We start from the raw sequence: 24831 nt of genomic DNA on the forward strand, positions 1-24831 counted from the left end.
TCCGGCCTTTTACGCATTGACCGCGCGTCATTACTCGGCGGGAACAACGTCCGCCGGCAGGCTATCGTCGGCCGTGCCCGCCAGCGCCCTCGCCAGCTTGGCCTCGTCGAGTTCGCCTTCCCAGCGCGCCACCACCAGCGTGGCGACAGCATTGCCGACGAAGTTGGTCAACGCCCGGCACTCCGACATGAAGCGGTCGACGCCGAGGATCAGCGCCATGCCAGCGACCGGCACGGCCGGAACCACCGAAAGCGTCGCCGCAAGGGTGATGAAGCCGGCCCCGGTGATGCCGGCGGCGCCCTTGGAGGAAAGCATGGCCACCAGCAGCAGCAGGATCTGGTCACCCATCGACAGGTGGATGTTGGTCGCCTGTGCGATGAACAGCGCCGCCAAGGTCATGTAGATGTTGGTGCCATCAAGGTTGAAGGAATAGCCGGTTGGGATGACCAGGCCGACCACCGAGCGCTTGGCGCCGGCCTTCTCCATCTTTTCCATCAGCGAGGGCAGGGCGGCCTCCGACGAGGAGGTGCCCAGCACCAAAAGCAGCTCTTCCTTGATGTAGCGGATCAGCGACAGGATGGAGAACCCGTTGTAGCGGCAGACCGCGCCAAGCACGACGAACACGAACAGGAACGACGTCACGTAGAAGGTGCCGACCAGCATGGCGAGGTTGATGACCGCGCCGATGCCGTATTTGCCGATGGTGAAGGCCATGGCGCCGAAGGCACCGATGGGGGCGGCCTTCATCAGCACGCTGACCAGCTTGAAGATCGGTGTCGTCAGCGCCTGCAGGAAATTGAGCACGGGCGTGCCCTTGTCGCCGACCAACGCCAGCGCGATGCCGAACAGCACCGAGAAGAACAGCACCTGCAGGATGTCGCCATCGGCGAAGGCGCCGACGATGGTCGACGGGATGATGTTCATCAGGAAGCCGGTGACCGACTGGTCGTGCGCCTTGGCGGCGTAAGTGCTGATGGTCGAGGCGTCGAGCGTCGCCGGGTCGATGTTGAAGCCGGCGCCCGGCTGCACGACATTGGCGACGACAAGGCCGATGATCAGAGCCAGCGTCGAAAAGGTGAGAAAATAGAGCATCGCCTTGCCGGCGACACGTCCGACCTTCTGCAGGTCGCTCATGCCGGCAATGCCCGTCGTCACGGTCAGGAAAATGACCGGGGCGATGATCATCTTGACCAGCTTGATGAAGGCGTCGCCGAGCGGCTTCATGCTCTCGCCGACCGACGGATAGAAATGGCCGAGCAGGATGCCGACCGTGATCGCGACGAGCACCTGCACGTAGAGTTGGGCATAGAAAGGCTTGCGCTGCGCGGCAAGCGCGCCTGATTGGTCTGCGATGTGCATCGAACTCTCCCTGGCCGGATGGGGCGGAGCGCCCTGCGTGACTTCTCCCATCGCGGCGCTCCGGTCGCACGCCGCTGCCAGGGAGTTTTGCAAGCGTTGTGCCAGTTCGCGGAAAGGCCGGAACCACGGGATTTCCGCCTTTGTCTGACGTCATGCGGGCAAAGCCTGTGCGGATTTCCGCACAGGCAGTGTTTGCCTGGGCGGATTTTCGCATTACACTGGCCGAAAGCCGCGAGCAAAGGGGAGAGGGCGTCGCCGCAAGCAGCCACCGATAGCGGATTCCCTGGATTTGCCGGCCGTGAATTGCTGCGCGAGGCGGTGGCGCGGCTGCGCGATGGCCGCTGGGTTGCCGTGGTCGTCGCTCTTGCCTTTCTGGCCGGCGCGATCGCCATTGCCGGGCGCATCGCCTCCGGCCAGGCGGCCGATAATCTGCGCGAGACGGCACTCGCCGCACTGCCGCTGGCGGCGGGAACCCTGACCGGCGAAATCGAAAAGCAGCGCCTGGTTCCACTGGTGTTGGCCAGAGACGATGCGGTGCGCGGCGCTCTGCGCCGGGCCGGAAAAATGAAAGAAAAGGCCCTCAACGACAAGCTCAAGTCGATTGCCGGCGATGCCTCGGCATCCGCCATCTACATCATCGATACGGCAGGCATCGCCATATCAGCCAGCAATGCCGACGAACCGGCGAGCTTTGTCGGCATCGATTACAATTTTCGGCACTATTTCCAGGAAGCGATGAGCAAGGGTGCTGCCAGCCAATATGGCCTCGGCACAATCAGCGGCAGACCGGGGCTGTACCTTGCCAGCCGCGTCGACGATGGCGGCAAGCCGCTTGGCGTTGCGGTGCTGAAGGTCGAACTCGACGGCGTCGAAGCCAATTGGCGTTCCAGCGGTTTGCTTGTGTTCATCACTGATGAACGCGGCGTGGTGCTGGCTACCAGCCAGCCCGACTGGCGGTTCCGTGCGCTGGCACCACTGTCGGCCGAGGACACCGCCGCAGCCCACGAGCAGCTCCAGTTGGCCGATGCAGGCTTCGAGCCGCTGCCGATCCGGCGCGGCGCGGGTGACGGCCTGGCGACGATCGACAACGCGGGAAAACCGCGCCAGTTCGTCGAGGTGGTGCAGGATTTGCCTGGTGCTGTTCCTGGCTGGCGTCTCTGGCTGCTCACTCCCGCCGACGCTGCTCTTTCATCGGCCGCCAACACGGCGCGCCTGACCACGCTGCTTGGGCTTCTGCTGATGGGCTTGCTTGCCTACGTGCTGACCCGGCGCCGGCGAACGCGCAGGCTGAGGCAGGAGGCGCTGGCGCGTATGAATGCCGAGCTGGAGAGCCGAGTCAGCACGCGAACGGCCGAGCTGACCCGCTCCAACACCGCACTTGCCGGTGAAATCGCCGAGCGCGAGAATGCCGAAGCCAAGGTGCGCCGGCTGCGCGACGACCTCGCCCAGGCCAACCGGCTTTCCATCCTCGGCCAAATCGCCGCCGGCGTGGCGCACGAGATCAACCAGCCGGTCGCCGCTATCCGCACCTATGCCGAGAATGCGGGCCGCTTTCTCGAAACCGGCAAAACCGAACCGGCCAGCGGCAATCTGACGTCGATCGTGTCGATGACCGAGCGCATCGGCGCGATCACCGGCACCTTGCGCACTTTCGCCCGTCGACCCGGGGTTGCCGCTTCGCCGCTGCCGGTGCGCGAGGCAATTGATGGCGCGCTGTCGCTGCTGTCGGGCCGCATCCGTGATTCCGGCGTGACCATCGTCAAGCCGCGCGGCAATGCCTCGCCGGTGGTCCTGGCCAGCCGCATCCGGCTGGAGCAGATACTCGTCAACCTTTTGCAGAATGCGCTCGACGCGATGAAGGACCAGTCTGATCCCCGCATCGAGATCCAACTCGCCGAGCACGACGACAGGGTGCTGATTTCGGTGCGCGACAATGGCCCAGGTCTCGGCCCGGAAGCAGCCGGCAATCTGTTCATGCCGTTCCAGACCACCAAGGAGAAGGGGCTTGGTCTCGGGCTGGTGATCTCGCTGGAGATTGCCCAGGAATTGGGCGGCACGCTGCGGCTCGATCCCAGCAATGGCACCGGCACATCTTTTACCGTCGACTTGAGGCGAATTGAATGATTGAGGGATCAGGGTTGGTGGCGCTCGTCGACGACGATGCGGACCTCCTTCACGCCACAACGCAATTGCTCGAGCTTGCCGGCTTCACTGTGGTCGCGCGCGACGCCGCCGAGGCAGCGCTTGCCGTTGTCGACAGGACCTTTGAAGGCGTGGTGGTCAGCGACATCCGCATGCCGGGCATGAACGGGCTGCAGCTGTTCGATCGCATCAAGGCGATCGACCCGGACATACCCGTGATCCTGGTCACCGGCCATGGCGACGTCGATCTCGCAGTGGCCGCGCTCAAGGATGGTGTCTACGATTTCATCCCGAAACCCTTTGCCGGCGACCGCCTTGTCGAGGCGCTGAAACGGGCATCGGAGAAGCGACGACTGGTGATGGAGAACCGGCGGCTGCGCGAAGCCGCGGCGCTCGCCACTGACGGCCTGCCGCTGATCGGCGAGGCTCCTGCCATCAAGCGGCTGCGCGAGACCTTGCGTCAGATCGCCGACATGGATGTCGACGTGCTGGTCGAGGGAGAAACGGGAACCGGCAAGGAAGTGGTGGCTGACCTGCTGCACAGGTGGGGGCGGCGGCGCTCAAAACCCTTCGTGGCACTGAACTGCGGCGCCCTACCGGAGACGGTCATCGAGAGCGAGTTGTTTGGCCATGAGGCGGGCGCGTTCACCGGCGCGCAGCGGCGGCGGATCGGCAGCATCGAGCATTCCAGTGGCGGCACGCTGTTTCTCGACGAGATCGAATCCATGCCCCCGGCGCTCCAGGTCAAGCTGCTGCGGGTGCTCGAAACGCGCAGCCTCACCCCGCTTGGCTCGAACGATATCAGGCGCATCGATCTCAGGGTCGTTGCGGCGACCAAGGTCGATCTCGGGCGGTCGGACCAGCGCGGTGATTTTCGCGAGGATCTGTATTTTCGCCTCAACGTGGTGACGCTGCGCATACCGCCGCTGCGCGAACGGCGCGGCGATATCCCGATGCTGTTTGGGCATTTCCTCGGCAAGGCGGCGGAACGGTTCGGCCGGCCCGTCGCCAAGATGAATGCAGCCGTCAGCGATCATCTCCAGTCGCATGACTGGCCGGGCAATGTCCGCGAGCTCGCCCATTTCGCCGATCGCGTCGCGCTCGGTCTCGGTCCGGACGATGAGGTGAGGACGGTCTCCGCGCACGCGCCGGAGCCTGCGGCAGCATTGCCCGAACGGGTCGGCCAATACGAAGCGCAGCTCATCCGTGACGCGCTGCGCGACCATGGCGGCGACGTGCGCGGCGCCATCGACGCCCTCGGCGTGCCGCGCAAGACCTTTTACGACAAGCTCAAGCGCTACGGCATTGCCGCATCCGAATTTCGCAATGGCGGCGATACCGATACGCAACCCATCTCGGAAAAGCGATGAATACGACCATTGAAACGACGGCAAATCCCTCGCCGGAAGAACTCGCCTTTCTCGGCGAAAGGTTGACGGCGTTCAACGACGGCGATGTCGGCGCATCCGAAAGGAAGGCGCTTGTGGTGTTTGTGCGCGACGAGGATGGCGCGGTCGTCGCCGGCATTTCCGGTTACACGGCCTGGGGCTGGCTCTATGTGCAATGGCTCTGGGTCGATGAGCGGCTGCGCGGCCAGCACATGGCCGGCACAATGCTGGACGCGGCCGAACAGGAAGCGGTGGCGCGCGGCTGCAACAATGCCTGGATCGATACCTTCAATCCGAACGCCGCCAAGGTCTATCAGCGCCAGGGCTATCGGCCCTTCGGCTCGCTGGCCGATTTCCCTGTCGGCCGCAGCCGCATCTTCCTGCAGAAGGAACTGGTTGGCGGTTGAGCAATTCCAGGAAAAGTGTGAAGCGGTTTTGCGTCCGGAATTGCGTCAAAGCAAGAGTCTAGCCGGCGAGTTTTCCGCCACGCATCGGCTGCGGCGCGCCGGTGGTGCTCGGGAAACTGATCGGCAGGCCGCGCAACACGCGAACCGCGAGGAAGGCAAAACACTCCGCCTCGACCGCATCGCCGCTCCAACCGAGGCTTTCCGCCAGCACCACCTCGACGCCGGCGCGGCTGGCCAGCATTGCCATCATGGTCGGGTTATGGCGGCCGCCGCCGCTGACCACCAGTTTTTTCGGACGGCTTGGTAAGAGGTCTAGTGCCTTGCCGACGGCTGCTGCGGTGAAGGCGGTGAGCAGTGCCGCGCCATCCTCCGCATCCAGCCCGTCCGCCATGGCGGCGCCGAAGTCGAAACGGTCCAGCGATTTGGGATAGGGCTTGGTGAGATAGGGGTGCTGCAGCAGCTTGGCCAGCCGGGCCTCGTCCACCTTACCCGCACGGCCAAGCGCGCCGTCGCGGTCCATCTCGCCGAGCCCCTTCGACTTGATGAAATCGTTCAGCGGCGCGTTGGCGGGTCCGGTGTCGAAGGCGACGACATTGTCGGCGCCATCCCACCAGGTGATGTTGGCGACGCCGCCGAGATTGAGTACGGCCACCTCGCCATTGGCGCCGGCGCCGCGCATCAGCGCAGTGTGATAGACCGCGGCCAGCGGCGCGCCTTGTCCCCCGGCGCGCATATCGGCCGAGCGGAAATCGTAAGCGACCTTGGTACCCAATATGGCATGCATCAGCTCACCGTCGCCGAGTTGCCTTGTCTGGCCCAGCCGTCCAACCTGCGGCGCGCGATGCAGAACGGTCTGGCCGTGAAAACCGACGACGCCGATATCGGCCATCGTCATGCCATAGCCTTCGACCAATTCCTTGACGGCTGCCGACTGCGCGCGCGTCAGGGCTTCCTCCGCGGTGCGGAAGATCGCCGGCTCCGGCCCGACAAAGTTCCACGCCCGCGCCTCCGTCAGCGTCTCTTCCAGCAGGGAGCGGATCGACGGAGGATAGGGCATCAGCCGGTAGGTGCCGAAATCCTCGATACGTTCGCCGTCGGTCTTGATCAGCGCGACGTCGATGTTGCCGTCCAGCACCGTGCCGGTCATCAGGCCGACGGCCCAGATTGGTTCCATAATCGTTTCCCTATCGAACATGATCTTTTCCGAAAACCGTTTCCCACTTTTCGGGACCATGCTCCAGTCCCCATTAATGAGGCCGCCGACCGCTTGACGAGGCAAAACGATTCCACTGTCGAAATGACGTGTCGGATGGATCCGGTTGGTGAGCAAGGTCCAAGCCTTGCCCCTGTCGGGGGTCGCGGTGCTGAGGCGGACCTATCCTCGTAGCGCCACGGGCGACACTGGACTGCGCAACGCCGGTTCCGCGGTCGTTTGGGCTCAACACAGCGGCAACGCCACCTCTTGCCTATCATGCGCGAAGGCGCGACCTTGCTCGATCTAGCAAAACGCTTCCGCCGAAATCCGCAAGGAGAGAAAAATCATGACATCAGATGTGGCCGTTATTGCAGGCGCAGGCGCTGGTCTGAGCGCCGCGCTTGCGCGCCTTCTCACCCGGGAAGGCTTTCGCGTGGTTCTGGCCGCCCGCAACGTCGAGAAGCTGGGCGCTCTGGTCGATGAGACCGGTGCGCTGGCCGTTGAGACGGATGTCGCCGACGCTGCGTCCGTCGCCAGGCTGTTCGACACCGCCGACAAGGCCGGCCCGCTGGCGCTCGTGGTGTTCAACGCCAGCGCACGCACACGCGGCCCGATCGCCGAGCTCGATGCGGAAGCGGTCAAACAGGCATTGCTGGTCGGCGCCTATGGCGGCTTCCTGGTCGGCCAGCAGGCGGCGCGCCGGCTGCTTGTCCGGGGATCCGGTTCGATCCTGTTCACCGGCGCCACCGCCAGTGTGAAGGGCTTTCCCGGCTCGGGCGGCTTTGCCATGCCGAAATTCGGCCTGCGCGGCCTGGCGCAGTCCATGGCCCGCGAACTCGCCCCGAAGAACATCCATGTCGCCCACTTCATCATCGACGGCCAGATCGAGCCGCCCGGACAGGCAGCCGATCCCGACCGGCCGGACCGCCGCCTGTCGCCGGATGCCATCGCCGAGGCCTATCTCACAACCCATCGCCAGCATCGCAGCGCCTGGAGCTCGGAGCTTGAGTTGCGGCCCTGGGTCGAGACGTTTTGACAATCCAGCTGACCGGCGGGCGGGAAGTAATGCGATCCTTCCGCCGTTCCTTGCATATTAGGCAATGCTGATATTTTGTGGCGCTAAGCTGCTTATCCAATACATAAAAAGACATAGGGTAATATATACGTTTGTTTAACGCCGGTTGTGCATGTTGCAGCTTTCCCGGGTTAATTGAGAACGCGCATGTCGGTTACACGTCGTACACTGCTTGCGGCCGGGAGCGGCGGGTTGCTGATTTCACAAGCCCGGGCAGCCAGCACTCTGGGACAGCAGGCGGAGAGCGCCCCTCAACCTATCGCGAGCGGCGATGCATTGCGCATCGCAATGCCGGCCTTCGCTTCCAATCCGTTCTTCCCGGCCGACGGATCGGGGGACGATGGCATAGACATGGAACTGGCCCACGGCATCGCCGCGGCGCTTGGCGTCGAGCCGGTGTTCGACCGATCCGCCGCAACGTTCGACGATATTGTGAAACAGGTCAGTTCCGGACAGGCCGACCTGGCGATTGGCAAGCTCAGCCGGACGCTTCAGCGCGGCCGGTCGATCATCTATTCGCGCCCCTACGCCATGCTGCGGCAAGGGCTGATCGCCAACCGCCTCAACCTGGCGCGTATCGCGCAAGGCAAGCCGCCCGAAGGGATCGTCCGTGATTTCTCAGGCGATCTTGGCGTGATCGAGGGCTCTTCATTCGCCACTTATGCGGCCACGACTTTCCCGCATGCGCAAATCCACCGCTTGGCAAGCTGGGATCTGATCATCGATGCGATCCGAAACGGGACGATCGACATGGCCTATCGCGATGATTTCGAGATCAAGAAGCTGATGGTCGACGATCCGTCGATGACGGTCGTAGCGCGCTCCATCACGCTGACCGACAAGGTCGATACGATCGCAGTCGGCGTGCGGCCGGACAATCCGCATCTCGCAGCCTTTGTCGATCTGTATCTCGATCTCGCGCGGGGTCAGCAGGTTCTCAGCACGGACGAGATCATCGCCCGCTATCGCCAGGGGAGCAAAGCCTGACATGGCAATCTCCGAGTTAGCCGGACCCCTGCCTTTCGATTGGCGCCTGATGGCCAGGCGCATACTGCGATCACCCGTGACGACGATCGCGATGATTGCTGCAGGGATCCTGTGCGGCCTCTACTATCCAGATTTTGCCCATGCGATCAGCCCTGTCGCACAGCTCTACCTGAATTTCCTCAAGATGGTCGTCCTGCCCTATTTGGTCTCGTCGGTCATCTTCTCCATCACGGCGATGGTCCAGGACCCGAAATCGGTCCGCTACCTCGGCAAGGTGGGTATGGCCGTGCTGGTCGTGTCGTTCCTGAGCGTGCTGGTGAGTGGCACCTTGTCGCTGATCCTGCAGCCGGGCCAGATCGAGAATCCCCAGTCGCGCATCGAGCTTGGCGAGTTCATCAATTCGCAAGGCAGCGTATCCACCGATCTCGCCTTCCCGTTCCAGCCGCCAGCCTCCAATGGGGATCCCAATGGCGGGCACTCGATCCTGCTCGACCTGGTGCCGAACAACGTCTTCAATGCCCTGGCCTCGGGCCAGACCATTCAGGTCCTGCTGTTCTGCCTGCTTTTCGGGCTCGCGATGGGGAAGATTCCCCAGCCCTCGTCCATGAGCCTGACCCAGGCGCTCAACGCGGTCTACCGGGCCTGCACGGTGCTCACCAACTGGTTCATCTGGGGGTTGCCCTTTGCAACCTTCATCCTGATCGCGGACCAGACAGCGTCGACCGGAACCAAGCCGCTCATGCTAATGGGCGGTTACCTGCTGGTGATGGGTCTTTCCTGCCTTACATTCGTTGCCGGGGCATTTGCCATTATCGCGATCCGGTCGCGACGCAGCTACTGGACGACGATCAAGACCTGCCAGCCGCTTCTCATGGTGGCCATCACCACACGCTCCTCGGTCGCCTCGCTCCCATGGGTCATCAACCTGTTGGGCGAGCGCCTGCGGTTCAGCCTGGTGGTCGTCGAACTGCTCGTGCCGTTACAGGCGGCACTGCTGCGGACAGGCCCGGCACTGCTCTATACCTCGGGTGCGCTGTTCATCGCTCAGCTCTACGGCCACCAGCTTGCAGTCCCGGACCTCGTGCTCGTCGGTATCATCTCAGCGCTTCTCGCGCTCACCACCGGCGGCATGGGCAGCCTGCTCATCCTGTCGCAGATGTCCATCGTCTGCGGCTACCTGAAGCTTCCCTTCGAGGCGGCGTTCGTCCTGTTCGTCGCGGTGGATGCAGCCGTCGACACGTTCATGACGCTGGCCAGCGTCTGCACCGTCGCGGCGAGCACGGCAATGATCGCTCCCAGCCACAGGGAGACGACGCAGACTGACGCCGCCTCGGACCAGCTCGAAGCCGAGCCCGTCAGATGATCGACGACAGCATCCGTCCCCAGCTCGGCATTATCGGCGGTCTCGGGCCGCTTGCTTCGGCTGATTTCTACTTCAAGCTGACCCGGATGACCCAGGCGCTCAGAGACAACGAACATGTGCCTGCCGTGATCCTCAGTGTCCCGCAGCTGCCCGACAGGACCGAAGCGATCCTTGCCGGCCATGACGGGCCGCTGGCGCCTTTGAAAGCCGCGGTCGCGACGCTCAATGCGCTCGGCGTCGCCCGCATCGCGATGCCGTGCAACACCGCCCACCATTGGTACGGCCAACTGGCGGCGAATTCGCGCGCGGAAATCATCCATATCGGAGATGCTGTGGTGACGGAGACGCGTCGCAGCCTGGATCAGGGCCGGGTTGCTGTTCTCGCCACCCAAGGCACGCTGGTCTCCGGCTTCTACCAGGACAGGATGTCGGCAGCGGGATTTGAGCTCTGCCTTCCCGCGAACACCGAGTTTCAGGCCTGCGTCGACAGCGCGATCAGCCTCGTCAAGGCGGGTTCGATCGCGGATGCGGCGGTTGAAACCGAGCGCGCGCTCGACATCGCGCAAGCGGCCGGCGCCGATGCAGCCCTGCTCGGCTGCACCGAACTGTCGGTGGTGGCCGCCAGCCTCAACGATATCAATGGATTGGTCGTCATCGACAGCAATGCGGCCTTGGCAAGAGCCTGTCTGAACCGATTGGGCTTCGGTGCCCAGGAAGCCCGCGGCCTGCCGACCGTATCGCGGCTGCCGGAACATGACCGATCGATGCGCGCCAGCTTGGCCGCACTGGCCTAGCCCTATGGATAGAACCTCATAGCATTTCGGAACCCGTCAGCCTTGGCGCGGCACGCCCTTGGCAAGCAGGTAGACGAGGTACGGCCCGCCAAGCAGCGAAGCGAACAGGCCGGCGGGAAGTTCGTAGGGAAAGGCCGCCATGCGCGACAGCCAGTCCGAAACGATCATCAGCAGGGCGCCCAGAAGCATCGCTCCGGCGAGATGGACGCGGGCGTGGGAAAAGCCGACCAGACGGGCAAGGTGTGGCGCGATCAGGCCGACGAAGCTCAATGGCCCGACGACCATGGCGGCCAGCGCAGTCAGCAGCGCGGCAACGATGATCAGCATCAGCCGTCCGCCGGCAACCGGCACGCCCAGCCCGCGTGCGCTGTCGGACCCGAGCGGCAGGATATCCAGCCAGCGGGCGGCAAGGAACAGCGGCAACGTCAGCGGCAACAGACAGGCGAGTGCTAGCCCTGCATCGAGCGCCGACGCCTGGCCGGTCGAGCCGCTCAGCCAGCGCAACAGAGTGTAGGACTGCGCGTTGCCCATCGCGATCGTCGCGGTGATCGCAGCGCTGCACAGCGCGCTCATGGCGATACCGGCAAGCAGCAGCCGCTCGGCACCGAACTTTGCTTGTGCGGCAAGGGCCAGCATGGCAATCAAGGCCGCCAGTGAGCCCAGGGCTGAGCCGGCGAGCTGCCAGCCGAGACTGGCCGTGGCGCTGACCATCAGCACGGCTGTCAGGCCGGCCCCGGCGCCGGTGGCGACTCCCAGCACTTCGGGGCTTGCCAGCGGGTTGCCGGTGACCCGCTGGATGACGACGCCGGCGGCCGCGAGCATGGCGCCGGCGGCGGCCGCCACGCCGATCCGCGGCGCACGCCACGCGGCGAGATCGGTTAACAGGTCTCCCCCAGCAATAGACCAGCCGTCCGGGCCACGCCCGACGACAAGCGCCACGATGGCAGCGACAAGCGCCAGCGCAAGCAGAAGCAGGATGATGAGCCAGGGCCGGCTGGCCTTGCGCGGTGCGGTACCATTCGAACCGAGATGCGGCCACTCGAAAAGGCGCAGCCGCGGCAACAGCCATAGCAGCAGCGGACCGCCGAGCAGGGCGGTGCCGGCACCGGTCGGAATGCGTTCGCCACCGGAACCGGCGGCCAGCTGTACCAGCCCGTCCGTCAGCCACAGCAGCACGGCGCCGATCAGCGGCGCGGCGATCAGTTTTTGGCGCAGTGTGCGGGCGCCCGAAAGCGTGGCCAGCGCCGGCGCTGCAAGACCGACGAACCCGATGACGCCAACCTCTGCCGCGACCGACGTCGCCATCCACACGGCAAGCGCGATGATGAGAAAGCGGCTTGAGTGACGGGCGACGCCCAGGCCGCGTGCCGAGGCATCGTCGAGACCAAGAATGGTCAGCGGCCGCAGCAGCATCAATGCGGCAACCACACCGGCCGCCAGCCTGATCGTCAGCGCGATGGTCGGCTCCCAGTCCTGCTGGACCAGCGATCCGCCGCCCCAGATGAACAGCGAAAACAGGTACTCGCCATTGGCGAGGATCAGTGCTGCGCTGACGGAACTGGCGGTCAGCGCCACCATCATCCCGGCGAGCACGACGGAGACCGGTTCCAGCCCGCGCCGCCAGGTCAATGCCAGCACCAGCAGCACCGCGGCGATGCCACCGGCGAAGGCGACCAGGCCCTGCGACCGCTCCATCAGCAGCGGTGCGTAAAGCGAGGCGATCGTCATCGCCAGTTGCGCGCCGGCCGAAATACCGAGCGTCGACGGTTCGGCCAGCGGGTTGCGCAGCACATGCTGCAACAGCAGGCCGGACAGGCCGAGCACCGCGCCGGCCAGCACCGCCACGGCGGCGCGCGGCAGCGTGCTGTAGACCAGGATGACGCTGTCGAGATCAATGCCGTCGCCCGGCGGTGCGGCCGGCCATTGCATGCCGACGCGCCATGCGAAGAGGAGCGCAGCCAGCGCCGCCAGGAGGCCCCACAGGGCGATTGGCGACAGCGCGGCACTCGTCGCGGTGCGATCGCTTATGGTGCGCTCAGCCATGGCTCTGCCCGGCAAGGGCGGCCGTCGCCAGACGCGCGAAGCGGCGTGCCGATGGCAGGCAACCGAAATGGTTGACCGGATCCAGCACAGCAACACGCCCCTGGCGGACAGCGGGTAGCGCGTTCCACAAGGCATTTGTAGGAAGCGAACGCCCGACATCTGCCGGCAGTGGCGAAACGATCAGGATCGACGCCTCGGGCACGCGCGCTAGCGCCTCCAGTCCGACGGGTGCCGCCGCGCTGTAGCTCGTCCCGTCGGTCCATGCATTGACCAGGCCGAGACGCGTCAGCACATCGCCGAATATGGAATCGCGGCCAAAGGCTCGAAAATGCCTGCTATCGCCGAGACTGATGACGAAGACCCGCGCGGGGGAGGGGGGCAAGGTGGCGCCAAGCTGCGTGATCTCGACCGCCGTCTCATCGACGTAGCGCTTCGCCTCGGTCTGCCGTCCCAGCTTTTCGCCCAGGGCCAGTGTCGCCGCCTCGGCGAGCGCATAAGGTGGCACGCCGGCCTCGTAGACCGTTTGCGCAAACACCGGCGCGATGCGTTCGAGCATCGGGCGCTGGTATTCGTAGAAATTGGAGATCACGATGAGATCAGGCGCGACGATGCGTAGCAGCTCGTAATTGGGCGCGCCGCGCAGCCCGAGATCGGTTGCCGATTGAGGAACCGCCGGCTCGACCGCGATCTTGCGGAACTGGATCAGTTCGGTCGCCGCCACCGGCTCGATGCCGAGCGCCAGCAACGTCTCCAGCATGCCCCAGTCGATCGCGGCAACGCGCATCGCCGCCGCCCTGGCGGCGACCGGTGGCAGCAATGCCGCGGCCGCCAGGGCAAGCACCTGCCGTCTGTTGGGCAGATGGATCATCACTGGCGGATTCGGCACATGGCTACCAAGTCGTATGCGCCTTCAGCTTGAATGAGCGGCCTTCGCCATAAGAACAGGCTTCGACAGTGGTGGTCTGACAACTCGAGACATAGGTTTTATCGAACAGATTGGTGATGTTCAGATCGACACCCCAGGTCTCCTTGTCGTAGCCAAGCTTCAAGTCGGCCAGCGTGACAGCTGGAACCTTGTTGTTGTTTGCGTTGTCTGCCCATGAGGAGCCGACGTAGCGCAGGCCGCCGCCGATCGAGATGCCGTCGTACCAGCCGCCACGAAAAGTATAGTCGACTGAGGCGGAGGCCATCACCTCTGGCACGATGAACGGCGTCTTGCCAATGAGCGCCGGGTTGGCGTCCTTGGTGATGTCGATGTCATAGGCGGTGAAAGCGCCGGTGAGCCGGAAATCCTCGGTGACGTTGACCTTGCCTTCCAGTTCTATACCGCGTGAGCGCACTTCGCCGGTTTGCAACTGCGTGAAGAAAGTAACGTTCGACGGTACATTCTGACGGGTCAGGTCAAAAAGCGACAGGGTGAACAGGCCATCGACAAAGGTCGGAACATATTTGACGCCGACTTCGTACTGCACGCCCTCTTCCGGCTTGAACAGATTACCGTTGGCATCGGTGCCGATGAGCGGGTTGAAGAAGGTGGCAATGCTGGCATAGGGGGTTACGCCGTTGGCAAACTCATAGGCGAGGCCCGCGCGACCGGAGAAGTCGCCGACAGTCTGGTTCTGCGTGCTGGAACTCGCCGAGTAATATGTCGACCGATTGTCGGCGTCGAGCCAGCCACGGTCGTAACGGCCGTTCAGCGTCACCAGCCAGCCGTCGCCGAAGCGCAACTGGTCCTGCGCGTAGAAGCCGAGCTGCTTCTGGGTCAAGTCCTGATTGAGGTAGCTGACTCGTGGCGTCAGTGGCGCGCCGTAGATTGGGTCGAAAGCATCAATGGGAGGGGTTGTGCCGAAGAGCGCCGACGATTGCACCTGGTCGATGTTGTAATATTTGTGGTCGATGCCGGCCAGCAGCGTGTGTTCGACAGCGCCTGTCTCCACCTTGCCCTCGATCTGCAGGTCCGACAGGAATGTCGTGGCGTCGGTATCGTGACCGAAATTGATGCGATTGAGCTGCGTCGCGCTCGCCCACCCGTTGGCGTAGACGTTGACTTCATTAATCGAGGCCGCACTGAGGCGCATGTTGGAACGCACCGTCCATTGGTTGTCGAAAGTGTGCTCGAACTCGTAGCCGATAGAACCTTGCTCGCGCTTGTAGAGATCGACACTCGGCTCGGTAAAATTGGCGTCTGGGTCGATTCGACCGTAATTCACGCCGCCGATAATCCGATCCGTTACAGTGCCGATGTAAGGCAGGAAGCTGCCGCCATTGTGGTTCTCGTCGATGTGGCTGTAGTTGGCCAGTACCGTCAGCTTGGTCTGCTCGTCGGGCTGCCAGGTGATGCTGGGCGAAATGAAGCCGCGCCAGCCATTCTGCAAATCGCTGTAGGTGTCGCCGCCGGCGACTTTGCCCGTTACCCGGTAGCTGACAACACCATTGCCGTCGACGTCGCCGATGTCGAAGCCCAGATAGACATTGCCGGCATCGTTGACGCCGGTCTCGATATAGCGCTGCCTGCCATCCGGTCGCTTGCTGACATAGTTGACGAGGCCGCCGGGATTGCTGCCGCCATAGAGTACGGAGGCCGGCCCTTTCAGCACTTCGACTCGCTCGAGGCCGAAGCTGTCGACGTAGAAGCCGCCAAAGGCGTAGCTGAACAGTTGCAGCCCATCCATGTAGGTGCCATCAGCCGTGGCTTGGAAACCGCGGATGAACAGCCAGTTGGTGTCGCTGTCCGGGCCGAAGGGCTGTGCGAACACCCCGGCCGTGTAGCGCAAGGCCTCGTCGACTTTCTGTGCGCCCTGGTCGTCGATCTCTTGACGTCCGACCACCGACACGGATTGTGGGATATCCTTGATGTCGGTCGCCGTCTTGGAGCCGGTCTTGCTTTTTTTGGCGACGACGCCTTTAACCGGTCCGGTCGCGCCATCGCCGGCCTCGCCCTCGACCACCACCGGTTCAAGCTGGGTGCTGGTTTGCACCGACTGCGCCAACGCGGCCATTGGCGGGATCATCGCGGCTGCGGCGACGCTGGCCGCCAGAAGCGCCTTCATCGGTAAGTTCTGCTCATCAGGAAGTCCCCGCCTGTCGATATTGAGATAGTTGATCATTTATCTCAAGTTATCTGCTGGTCATTGGACGGAATTGGGCGGTTTGTCCATTCTTGTCCAAACGAGGGACATCGCGGTGTGATGTTGCGGAAATGTCACTGGCGACTGGTGCTCCTCATCCAGGCGCCGGGTGTCACGCCGACAATCGACTTGAACACACGCGTCAGATGCGCCTGGTCGAAAAAACCCGTTGCCTCGGCGATGTCGCCAAGTGAAGCGGTGCCACGCGCCATCATGGCCTTGGCCCTGTCGACCCGCGCCTGCATCTGCCAACGATGCGGCGGCACGCCCGTCGCCGCCTTGAAGGCGTGACTCATCGCGGTTTCGGACAGGCCGGTCAGCGCGGCGAGGTCGGCAAGCCGGATCCTTTCCAGGCAATGCGCGTCGATGTAGTCGGTGACGAGGCGCAGCTTGCGGCGCGACAGCGGCGACCGCCGCCTAAGGGTATCAGGCCGGTCGATCTGGAACAGGCTTGCGAACAAGGCATTGAGCAGACCCTCGCCATAGAGATCATGCAGGGGCCGGTCGCTGCCGCATTCGGCGGCGATCAGGCCGGCAAGCATGGCGATCCGGTCGTCGCGAAACTGGAAGCGCGACATCCGCAAGGCCTCGTGGTCAAGGCTGCGGCCGAAGCGGCGCGTCAGCACTGCGGCGTCGAAATGCAGGTCGAGATGCCGGATCCGCCGCAGCCCCTCGACCCGGCCGCGGATCGGCACGCCGGCCGGTATGTAGGCCATGGAAAAAGCCTGGTCGTGGCGGCGCAATTCGCCCTTGGCGTCTTCGACGAAGAAAGCGCCATCGCCATCCACATCGAGCGCGACGAACAGCCGGGGGTCGGGAGAGACGTAATAGCCTTCGGCCTTGTCACCGCATGAGACATCCCAGAGGTCGGCGACCACGCCGTCCCAGACATGCCATTTCAGGTCGCCAATGACTGAAAAGCCCTCAATCCGGCTTTCCATGCGCGCAACGAAGGTCAAGTCCTGTGATCCCAGTCATAATACATGATAAAAAACATCATGTTTATGCCCGGTTAGCGACCCCACCGCAAGTGCTTTGCGGCTGCTTGAAAATCGGCCGGAACCCAATGCCGCTGGGGCCGTCGGGCCTCAAACACTTTCGAGGTATGTCTCGATTTCGAAATCGCTGACATTGAGCGCGAACGTGTTCAATTCCTGGCGTTTGCAGGCAACGAAGGAGTCGCGCAGGATGGCTGGAAAAATCTCCGCCACATGCGTCCCGCTCTCGAAGGCGGCGATCGCCGACGCCCAGTCCGGCGGCAGCTTTGCCGGCGGAAGTCCCTGGCCGTCGGTGCCGATCGGATCGCCTGGCGATATTTGTCTTTCAATGCCCGTCAGTGCGGCGCCCAATATGGCCGCTAGCACCAGATAGGGATTGGCGTCGGCTCCCGAAACGCGATGCTCGATGCGGCGCGCACCGGTTGGCCCGCCGGGAATGCGGATCGCGACCATACGGTTCTCATAACCCCAGGCGACTGCGGTCGGCGCATAGGATCTCGGGCGCAGCCTGCGGTAGGAGTTGAAGTGCGGCGCGAACACCAGCGTGCTTTCGGCCATTGCCGCAAGCAGGCCGCCGACCGCATGGCGCATGGTCTCAGAACCCTGGTCGGTGCCGTCATCGAAGACGTTGCGCCCTTCGCCGTCGATCAGGCTGAAATGAACGTGAAAGCCGTTGCCGGCCCGGTCGCCATAGGGCTTGGCCATGAAACAGGCGGCAAAGCCGTGCTTGCGGGCAATGCCCTTCACGGTGCGCTTGAACAGCACCGCATCGTCAGCCGCCCGCAAGGCGTCCGCGACATGGTTCAGATTGATCTCGAACTGACCGACGCCGTTCTCGGCGATGGCGGTGTCGACGGGAATGCCTTGCGTCCGGCAGGCCTCGTAGACGTCATGGATGAAGGATTCGAAGTCGTCGATCTCGTCGATCGACAGCGCCGCGTCGGAATCGAGGCGGCGTCCGGTTACCGGCGAGACCGGTCCGACCGGCCGCTGCGACTGCGGATCGACGAGGTAGAATTCGAGTTCCGTTGCCGCGACCGGAGTCAGGCCCAAGGCCTTGTAGCGATCGAGGATGCGGGCCAGCGCCCGTCGCGGGTCGCCGAGATAAGGCGCGCCGCTTTCGTCGGCGAGCCAGAGGGGGACAAGCGCCGTCGGATGCGCCGTCCAGGCCACCGGCAGAATGCCGCGCCCCGTCCACTGGCACAGTCCGTCGGCATCGCCGGTCGAGAATACCAGTGTGTTGCCTTCGATGTCCTCGCCCCAGACATCGAGCCCGATCAGCGAAAAAGGCATGCGCAGCTTGCCTTCCAGCGCCTTTCTTGCCTGCTCGACGGGAATGCGCTTGCCGCGCATGATGCCGTTGAGGTCGCACACCGCGGCTCTCAGGCTCTGGATGTCGGTCCTGCTATCAAGCCAGTTCAAAACGTCCGCAATTGCATCGCTCAATTTATGACCTCTGGTTTTCGAAGGTGCCGCAACCTGACCGGCTGCACTGTCCCTGATAAAAATAGCTTGTGAGTTTTAGGAAAACAGACTTGGCTGTCGCCAAGCGCTTTTCCTTATTTTTTCAAGTCACTAGCCGGGATGTCGGGAGGCATTTCAAAACCAATTGCGCGATCTGCGATCGCAACATAGAGGCAAGAGGCCGGAAAGCCAAGTGGCGTCGCCCGAATCCGCACAAACGCGACGCGCATCAGTTTCTCGCCTTCGGAAATCTCGCCTGCTGCAGTATGTGCGAGGCCCCTTCGTCGATGTCGCGCACGATGGCAGCGCGGGCGCGCTCGCCATCCTGGGCCTCGATCGCAGCGACGACTTCCTCGTGAAAGTCGATGTCGAGGATGGAGGCGAGGTTATCCTCGAAACCCATGGCAAGGTTCCTGAGGAAAGGGCCGACCTGCATCCATACGGTTTCGATCAGGAAGATCATCTGCTCGTTGCCGCAATGGCGATAGATCGAGAATTTGAAGTCGTGGTTCTTGCGCAGGTAATCATCGATATCGCCTTTGCGGGCCGCCAAAGTCAGGTCGGTGGCGTGGCGTCGGATCGTGCGCAGATTGTTGCCATTGATGCGTTTTGTCGCCAGTTCGGTCGCCGAGCCTTCGAGGATAGTCCGCACCGCGGTCAATTGCGAAAACCGCTCGGCCGATATCGCCGGCACTTCGACGCTGCCGTTCGGCATCGGGCTGAGCGCCCGCAGCGCCTGCAGCCGCATGAAGGCGCTGCGCACCGGCATGTCGCTGGTGCCGAGTTCCCTTGCGAGTTTTCGCGACGTCAGCTTCTGGCCCGGCGTGAACTGGCCGGACATCAGCGCCCGCACAAGTTCCAGATAGACTTTTTCATGCAAGGGAACGGTGTCGACGGCGGTCAACCCGAATTGTGTTTTGTCGGCCATTGGCGGGGCGCTGCTTCATCGGTTCAGAAATCTGTGCGGCCGGCTGGTTTCGCCGCTGGGGATTCTGCGTGGCCGAGCCCGGCGAGAACGCCGAAGTCAGCGACTTATCAAGCACATGATAGACGCTTCGATCGTTGCGCGGCAAGCCGACGCGTCGCACCAAGGCCGACGGCTAGATTGTCAGGCATATGGCGTCTCTGCCACGCTGTGCAAAACGGTCATCACAAATCTTGACCTCGCATGCACTTGCACCTCTGGCCGCTGTCTGGCTTTTTGGGCTACCCATCGCAACGGAGTGATTCGCATCATGCCGCTCGATTGCAAGGTTTCAAGGCAGTCTGCGGGTGGGTCGTGAAGCGCGCGCAATTGGCGAAGGAGACACAGGCATGGCCGAGTTCAAGAAGCCCGAAATCTCCGAGATGAGACCCAAGATCACCGTGATCGGCGTTGGTGGCGGCGGTGGCAATGCCGTCAACAACATGATCGCGGAGCAGCTTCAGGGTACTGAATTCATCGCCGCCAACACGGACGCCCAGGCGCTGACCATGTCGAAGGCGTCCAGGCTGATCCAGCTTGGCGCCCACGTCACCGAAGGATTGGGCGCCGGATCGCTTCCCGAGATCGGCCGCGCCGCGGCCGAGGAATCGCTCGACGAGATCATGGACCATCTGGCCGGTACGCATATGTGTTTCGTCACCGCCGGAATGGGCGGCGGCACGGGAACCGGTGCGGCTCCAATCATCGCCCAGGCGGCACGCAAGGCCGGCATCCTGACGGTTGGTGTCGTCACCAAGCCGTTCGCCTTTGAAGGCCGGCGCCGCATGCAGATGGCCGAAGAGGGCATCGAGCGGCTCCGCGAGAGCGCCGACACGGTGATCGTCATCCCGAACCAGAACCTGTTTCGGATCGCCGATGCCAAGACCACCTTCGCCGATGCGTTCGTCATTGCCGATCGGGTGCTCTATGCCGGCGTCAGCTGCATCACCGACCTCATCGTCAAGGAAGGCCTGATCAATCTCGACTTCGCCGATGTCAAATCGGTGATGCGCGACATGGGCCGCGCCATGATGGGCACCGGTGAGGCCTCCGGCGAGGGTCGGGCGATGAAGGCGGCCGAAGCCGCGATCGCCAACCCGCTGCTCGACGAAGTGTCGATGAAAGGCGCCAAGGGCGTGCTGGTCTCGATATCGGGCGGCAGGGACATGACCCTGTTCGAGGTCGACGAGGCCGCCACCCGCATCCGCGAAGAGGTCTACGAGGATGCCGACATCATCGTTGGCGCCATCTTCGACAAGGGCATGGAAGGCCGCTTCAGGGTCTCGGTCGTGGCGACGGGCCTCGACCGTGCTTTTGGCGCCGAGGATGCCGAAGCCGGCATCGCACGCGACCACGCCGGTCAGCCGGCGCGGACGCTTCAATAAGTCATATCGCGCGTTTATCCTCGCCAAGAGATAATTTCTCGGGGGAGACATCGCTGAATAGCAATGGCATTGCCGACGGATCAGATTGACTGGCGCAACTATTGTGTTCAGCTGTATCGATCTCTGTACGGTTGCTGCTACAAGAATCCGTCATGGACGGCCATCTATACTGGCTACCCGTATCGTTCGAGCGACGAGAGGCGCGGCTTGGAATTCGACTTGAAAACCATCGAAGCGCTTGCGCCCGATCAGGCGTCGTTGAGCGCCGCTTCCAGGTTGACCAGGCAATCGAACTGGCCACGGCTCGAGAAGAGCGATCAGCTGGGGCTCCTCTGGGGGGAATGCCAGGGTTCCGGCTCCAATCCGTATCGTGTGGTCGTCGACACCGGCGACCATGGCTACAAATGCACCTGTCCGTCGCGGAAATTTCCCTGCAAGCACACTTTGGCGCTGATGTGGATTGCAGCCACCACGCCGGCCAGTTTTACCGCCGCAGGCTCGACCCCGGAATGGGTGAATGATTGGCTCGGCCGCCGCAGGAAGGCCTCGCCACAGCCGGCGGCGCCAGCGCCCGGTGCGGGAGGCAAGAGCATTGGCGAGGCCTCGCGCGACGACGAAAGCGCAGACATCGAGGACGCCGCTGCGGTCGAGCGCCGCGAGGCAGCGCAGCGCAAGCGGACGCTGGATACGCAATCCGCGGTGTCGGCGGCGTTGGATGAGCTGGATCAATGGATCGCTGACCAGTTGCGGCTTGGCCTGGCCGGTTTTGTCGACAACAGCAGTGACCGTTGCCGCCGGATTGCGGCACGGCTGGTCGACATGAAGGCGACAGCGCTTGCCGGCCGCATCGACGAGATTCCGTCACGGCTGATGGGGCTGCGCAGCGAGGAGCGCCCGGACGCGGCGCTCCGCGAACTCGGCAAGCTTGTGCTGGTGGTCAAGGCCTGGCGATCGACACCAGGAGACGCCGAACTGAGGCGGCTCGTATCGACGTCCGAAAGCCGTGAGCAGGTTCTGGCCAATCCCGATGCCAAACAGGTCGAAAGCGTCTGGGAGGTGCTTGGCGAGAAGATCGAGTCGCGCCGTGACGGTCTCGTCAGCCATTCGACCTGGCTCCTCGACCTGAAGAGCGCGAGCCCGCAATTTGCTCTCTTGCTCGACTATTTTCCGGCCTCGGCCGGTCGCCGGTCGAACGCCTTCACACCGGGCGACCGGTTCGATGCCAGGCTGGTCTTTTACCCGGCACGCCAGCCGCTGCGGGCCTTGGTGGCGGACCGCAAGGGCGACGTCCCGACAGGTGAGTGGCCCGATTTCGGCTTTCACACAGCCGATCCGCTCGCGGCGCATGCTGCTCACCAGAACGCAGCCCCTTGGCTCACCGATTGTCCTGTCATGCTGCCGCCCGGCGCGATCCTGCTGGACGATCGGGGCGCCGCCTGGTGGCAAGCCGCCGGCGATCCGCATGGTATCGCCTTGCCGATTGCCGACACCGTCAATCCAACGCTGCTTGGGCTGGACCTTATGGCAACGGCAGCACTTTGGAATGGCAGCCGGCTTGACCTGCTGGCGGCGCAAAGCGGTTTCGGTAGGCTTGACCTGTCGTGAACGAGATCGAGCAGACCGGCCTGGCGGCCATGCGCGACTGCTGGATCACCGGCGGGACCACCTTCGACCTGGCTCCGGGCGCGTGGAAGGAGATCGCCGGCGGTGCCAGCCCCGACGAGCGCGAACGCCGGCTGCTGGCGATCGCCGCACAAGCTCTCGACATCGCCTTGCGGCCAGCCGCGCCAAAGACGCTGAAACGCCGCCCGCAATTGCCCGAACTCGCCTTGCCGATGCTGCCGGAACGGCTGCGGCCGCTATTGCGAGCCGCGCTAAAGCATGCCGCCGACACAAGAAGCAAGTCGCGTGTGGTCACGCTCGTCTCCAGCCGCGGCTTCGTGCTGCATCCGATGGACTGGATGCCAGCCGCGTCGGATCAGAGCAGTCCGGACGTCTATGCACCCTGGATCGACTGGCAGGCAGGCGCGGACGGCGAAAAACCTGCAAGCCAGGAGCATCTGACGGTGGAAAACTGGGATGACTTCTATCCCGCCGCACGCCGCACCGCGCTCGCCGATATGCGCCGCACCGCACCGGCTTCGGCTAGGCAGCTGATCGAAACCAAGGCATCCGGCGAGCCGGCGGAAATCAGGATTGCACTCGTCGACCTGTTGCGCTTCGGCCTGGGCGCTGATGACGTGCCGTTCCTGAAGAGCCTCTCCGCCGATCGTTCCGGCAAGCTGCGCGAGCTCGCTGGCCGGTTGCTGGCAAGATTGGGAGAGCACGGCTCGCCAGGCGATGGCGGGCCGGAAGATCCGACGGCCGAACTCGCTGCCTTCATCGCGGAAGGCAAATCCGGCTTCATCCGCCGCCGCACCACCTACACGCCGGCAAAACTCAAATCGCCGGCGCAGGAAAGACGTCGCGCCGAACTGTTCGAGACCTGCAACCTGGTCGACCTCGCCACGCGCTTCGGCACCACCGAATCCGAGTTTATCGGGGCGTGGCAATTCGGCGCTGAGAACAACGCCGATATCCTTGTTGCCCGAATGGTCGCGGCGTCGGGCAGCGACGCCGCGGTGACGCACATGGCGGATATGCTTGTCGCCGAAGGTGGCAAGCCCGCACTCTTCGTCCTCCACCTCATGGCGCGTCTGGACAGCCGCAGGAAGCGCGTCCTGGTCAGGTCGATCCTGAAGGACACGCAACATCTCGGCGCGCTCAATCTGGCCGAGGGCCTCGAAGCAAGCTGGCTGGAATGGGCCGACCTGACAAACGGCCAGACGCTCCCGGCGCTTCGCTCCGCTGTTGCAGGAAACGATGACGCTGTGAAGCGGGGCGTCGACCAGCTCCTGGAAACTATGGGCTTTCTCGCCACGGCGGCGACGGCGGAGAAATTGATCGGAGACGTCGTTGCGGCCGGTATGGCGCCGGCAGCGCCTTCACTCGGTCTTCTGCGCCTCAACGCAGCGCTGGCCGAACCTTAACCGACACATGATCAATCCGGAGAACAGCTAATGAACGCAGCCATCCGTCTTCCGGTCGAGCAGGCCTATGCCGCCGAATTGCAGGCGCTCTCGCGCAATGACGACCGGCAAAGGCCTGCCGGATGGAGCCTTTCGCCAAAGGCGGTCCTTACCTACCTGCTCGGCGGAAAGGCTGACGACGGGACAGTGATAACGCCCAAATATGTCGGCCGGCGCCGGCTGATGGAAACCGCGGTGGCGACGCTCGCCACCGATCGCGCGCTGTTGCTGCTGGGTGTCCCCGGCACGGCCAAATCCTGGGTGTCGGAACATCTCGCCGCCGCCATCATGGGCGATTCGACCCTGATCGTGCAGTGCACGGCTGGTACCGACGAGAACCAGATCCGCTATGGCTGGAACTACGCACAGCTTCTGGCAAAGGGCCCAAGCCAGGACGCGCTGGTGCCGACGCCGCTCTACCGCGCCATGCAGGACGGCAAGCTTTGCCGCCTCGAGGAGCTGACGCGCATGGGCTCCGACGTGCAGGACACGCTGATCACCGTGCTGTCCGAAAAGATGATGCCGATCCCGGAACTCAACACCTCGATCTACGCGCAGCGCGGCTTCAACATCATCGCCACCGCCAACAACCGCGACAAGGGCGTCAACGAGCTGTCCTCGGCGTTGAAGCGCCGCTTTAACGTCGTCGTACTGCCCTTGCCCGAAGACATGGCGGAGGAAGTGGCGATCGTCTCCAAGCGGGTCGGCGAGATGGCCGGCGGTCTTGACCTGCCGGTGCCGAAGAATGTCGGTGAGGAGATCGCGCGCGTGCTGACCATTTTTCGCGAGTTGCGCTCCGGCGCTACAGCCGACGGCAAGGTGACGTTGAAGACGCCGTCCGGTTCGCTGTCCACGGCCGAAGCCATTGCCACCATGGTCGGCGGCCTCAGCCAGGCGGCCTGGTTCGACAGCGGCAAGCTCGGCGCCGAAGGTCTTGCCGCCAGCCTCGTCGGTGCGATCGTGAAGGATCCGGTGCAGGACAAACTGGTGCTGGAGGAGTATCTGGAAACCGTGCTCAAGAAGCGGCCAGACTATGCCGGCTACTACGCGGCCTTGAACGCGGCGATCTGA

General features: G+C 63.7%; 19 protein-coding genes. 11 read left to right on the plus strand and 8 right to left on the minus strand.

Features of this window, described 5'->3' with window-relative positions; translation table 11 throughout:
- Positions 1-30: 30 nt before the first annotated feature.
- Positions 31-1359: a dicarboxylate/amino acid:cation symporter gene (locus NKI99_RS00700; RefSeq protein WP_023808783.1), complete on the minus strand. Its 1329-nt coding sequence runs from the start codon at positions 1357-1359 to the stop codon at positions 31-33.
- 303 nt (positions 1360-1662) lie between these two features.
- On the opposite strand from NKI99_RS00700, the gene NKI99_RS00705 reads away from it, so the two are divergent.
- From NKI99_RS00705 to NKI99_RS00715, 3 genes are read left to right on the plus strand one after another with little or no spacing between them, the layout of a single operon-like run.
- Positions 1663-3483: a sensor histidine kinase gene (locus tag NKI99_RS00705; RefSeq protein WP_128302405.1), complete on the plus strand. Its 1821-nt coding sequence runs from the start codon at positions 1663-1665 to the stop codon at positions 3481-3483.
- Positions 3480-4871, plus strand: a complete 1392-nt coding sequence (locus tag NKI99_RS00710; protein ID WP_352609348.1) for a sigma-54-dependent transcriptional regulator — start codon at positions 3480-3482, stop codon at positions 4869-4871. Before NKI99_RS00705 ends, NKI99_RS00710 begins: the two co-directional genes overlap by 4 nt.
- A complete protein-coding gene (locus NKI99_RS00715; protein ID WP_023808780.1) occupies positions 4868-5296 on the plus strand; it encodes a GNAT family N-acetyltransferase in 429 nt (142 codons plus the stop codon). Before NKI99_RS00710 ends, NKI99_RS00715 begins: the two co-directional genes overlap by 4 nt.
- 58 nt (positions 5297-5354) lie before the next feature.
- Here NKI99_RS00715 and NKI99_RS00720 read toward each other — a convergent pair whose 3' ends face one another.
- Complete coding sequence (locus NKI99_RS00720) at positions 5355-6470, minus strand: anhydro-N-acetylmuramic acid kinase (protein WP_352609350.1); 1116 nt, start codon at positions 6468-6470, stop codon at positions 5355-5357.
- Between the two features lie 367 nt (positions 6471-6837).
- Here NKI99_RS00720 and NKI99_RS00725 point away from each other — a divergent pair, with 367 nt between their 5' ends.
- From NKI99_RS00725 to cuyB, 4 genes are all read left to right on the plus strand, one after another.
- Positions 6838-7527 (plus strand): SDR family NAD(P)-dependent oxidoreductase, encoded by a 690-nt coding sequence (locus tag NKI99_RS00725; protein ID WP_352609351.1) that lies wholly within the window; start codon positions 6838-6840, stop codon positions 7525-7527.
- A gap of 186 nt (positions 7528-7713) precedes the next feature.
- Positions 7714-8553 (plus strand): substrate-binding periplasmic protein, encoded by an 840-nt coding sequence (locus tag NKI99_RS00730; RefSeq protein WP_031212267.1) that lies wholly within the window; start codon positions 7714-7716, stop codon positions 8551-8553.
- A gap of 1 nt (position 8554) precedes the next feature.
- Positions 8555-9916 carry a dicarboxylate/amino acid:cation symporter gene (locus tag NKI99_RS00735; protein WP_352609353.1) on the plus strand — a complete coding sequence of 454 codons (1362 nt, stop codon included), beginning with the start codon at positions 8555-8557 and terminating at the stop codon, positions 9914-9916.
- The gene (gene cuyB / locus NKI99_RS00740) at positions 9913-10710 is read left to right on the plus strand and encodes a cysteate racemase (RefSeq protein ID WP_352440056.1); all 798 of its coding nucleotides are present in this window, start codon (positions 9913-9915) and stop codon (positions 10708-10710) included. Before NKI99_RS00735 ends, cuyB begins: the two co-directional genes overlap by 4 nt.
- 36 nt (positions 10711-10746) lie before the next feature.
- Here the strand turns inward: cuyB and fhuB are convergent, their stop codons facing one another.
- The 6 genes from fhuB to NKI99_RS00770 all read right to left on the minus strand — a co-directional run bounded on the left by fhuB (position 10747) and on the right by NKI99_RS00770 (position 19271).
- Positions 10747-12753, minus strand: a complete 2007-nt coding sequence (fhuB, locus tag NKI99_RS00745) for a Fe(3+)-hydroxamate ABC transporter permease FhuB (RefSeq protein WP_352609354.1) — start codon at positions 12751-12753, stop codon at positions 10747-10749.
- Positions 12746-13621, minus strand: coding sequence for an ABC transporter substrate-binding protein (locus tag NKI99_RS00750; protein ID WP_352609460.1), 876 nt, complete (start codon positions 13619-13621; stop codon positions 12746-12748). Before NKI99_RS00750 ends, fhuB begins: the two co-directional genes overlap by 8 nt.
- 22 nt (positions 13622-13643) lie before the next feature.
- Positions 13644-15803, minus strand: a complete 2160-nt coding sequence (locus NKI99_RS00755) for a TonB-dependent siderophore receptor (RefSeq protein WP_502895794.1) — start codon at positions 15801-15803, stop codon at positions 13644-13646.
- A gap of 152 nt (positions 15804-15955) precedes the next feature.
- Positions 15956-16840: a helix-turn-helix domain-containing protein gene (locus tag NKI99_RS00760; protein ID WP_023808772.1), complete on the minus strand. Its 885-nt coding sequence runs from the start codon at positions 16838-16840 to the stop codon at positions 15956-15958.
- A 129-nt stretch (positions 16841-16969) separates the two neighbouring features.
- Positions 16970-18325 (minus strand): glutamine synthetase family protein, encoded by a 1356-nt coding sequence (locus NKI99_RS00765; RefSeq protein ID WP_127268594.1) that lies wholly within the window; start codon positions 18323-18325, stop codon positions 16970-16972.
- A 247-nt stretch (positions 18326-18572) separates the two neighbouring features.
- The gene (locus NKI99_RS00770) at positions 18573-19271 is read right to left on the minus strand and encodes a GntR family transcriptional regulator (RefSeq protein ID WP_023808770.1); all 699 of its coding nucleotides are present in this window, start codon (positions 19269-19271) and stop codon (positions 18573-18575) included.
- A 386-nt stretch (positions 19272-19657) separates the two neighbouring features.
- Here NKI99_RS00770 and ftsZ point away from each other — a divergent pair, with 386 nt between their 5' ends.
- The 4 genes from ftsZ (at position 19658) to NKI99_RS00790 (ending at position 24831) form a co-directional block, all read left to right on the plus strand.
- On the plus strand, positions 19658-20692 hold the full coding sequence (gene ftsZ, locus NKI99_RS00775) for a cell division protein FtsZ (protein ID WP_023808769.1): 1035 nt from the start codon (positions 19658-19660) through the stop codon (positions 20690-20692).
- 219 nt (positions 20693-20911) lie between these two features.
- On the plus strand, positions 20912-22297 hold the full coding sequence (locus NKI99_RS00780) for an SWIM zinc finger family protein (protein ID WP_245273044.1): 1386 nt from the start codon (positions 20912-20914) through the stop codon (positions 22295-22297).
- Entirely contained in the window at positions 22294-23721 is a 1428-nt protein-coding gene (locus tag NKI99_RS00785; RefSeq protein ID WP_352609357.1) for a DUF5691 domain-containing protein, read from the plus strand. Before NKI99_RS00780 ends, NKI99_RS00785 begins: the two co-directional genes overlap by 4 nt.
- Positions 23722-23751: 30 nt before the next feature.
- Positions 23752-24831 (plus strand): ATP-binding protein, encoded by a 1080-nt coding sequence (locus tag NKI99_RS00790; RefSeq protein WP_027036087.1) that lies wholly within the window; start codon positions 23752-23754, stop codon positions 24829-24831.

Origin of the sequence: Mesorhizobium sp. M0239 (genome assembly GCF_040321815.1) — a bacterium.
Classification (GTDB): domain Bacteria; phylum Pseudomonadota; class Alphaproteobacteria; order Rhizobiales; family Rhizobiaceae; genus Mesorhizobium.

Excerpts from the sequence above, each read along its gene's own strand:
- NKI99_RS00700 (WP_023808783.1), bottom strand. The coding sequence starts at position 1,359 with ATGCACATCGCAGACCAATCAGGCGCGCTTGCCGCGCAGCGCAAGCCT.
- NKI99_RS00710 (WP_352609348.1), top strand. The coding sequence starts at position 3,480 with ATGATTGAGGGATCAGGGTTGGTGGCGCTCGTCGACGACGATGCGGAC.
- NKI99_RS00715 (WP_023808780.1), top strand. The coding sequence starts at position 4,868 with ATGAATACGACCATTGAAACGACGGCAAATCCCTCGCCGGAAGAACTC.
- NKI99_RS00720 (WP_352609350.1), bottom strand. The coding sequence starts at position 6,470 with ATGGAACCAATCTGGGCCGTCGGCCTGATGACCGGCACGGTGCTGGAC.
- NKI99_RS00725 (WP_352609351.1), top strand. The coding sequence starts at position 6,838 with ATGACATCAGATGTGGCCGTTATTGCAGGCGCAGGCGCTGGTCTGAGC.
- NKI99_RS00730 (WP_031212267.1), top strand. The coding sequence starts at position 7,714 with ATGTCGGTTACACGTCGTACACTGCTTGCGGCCGGGAGCGGCGGGTTG.
- NKI99_RS00735 (WP_352609353.1), top strand. The coding sequence starts at position 8,555 with ATGGCAATCTCCGAGTTAGCCGGACCCCTGCCTTTCGATTGGCGCCTG.
- cuyB (WP_352440056.1), top strand. The coding sequence starts at position 9,913 with ATGATCGACGACAGCATCCGTCCCCAGCTCGGCATTATCGGCGGTCTC.
- fhuB (WP_352609354.1), bottom strand. The coding sequence starts at position 12,753 with ATGGCTGAGCGCACCATAAGCGATCGCACCGCGACGAGTGCCGCGCTG.
- NKI99_RS00750 (WP_352609460.1), bottom strand. The coding sequence starts at position 13,621 with ATGATCCATCTGCCCAACAGACGGCAGGTGCTTGCCCTGGCGGCCGCG.
- NKI99_RS00755 (WP_502895794.1), bottom strand. The coding sequence starts at position 15,803 with ATGAAGGCGCTTCTGGCGGCCAGCGTCGCCGCAGCCGCGATGATCCCG.
- NKI99_RS00770 (WP_023808770.1), bottom strand. The coding sequence starts at position 19,271 with ATGGCCGACAAAACACAATTCGGGTTGACCGCCGTCGACACCGTTCCC.
- ftsZ (WP_023808769.1), top strand. The coding sequence starts at position 19,658 with ATGGCCGAGTTCAAGAAGCCCGAAATCTCCGAGATGAGACCCAAGATC.
- NKI99_RS00790 (WP_027036087.1), top strand. The coding sequence starts at position 23,752 with ATGAACGCAGCCATCCGTCTTCCGGTCGAGCAGGCCTATGCCGCCGAA.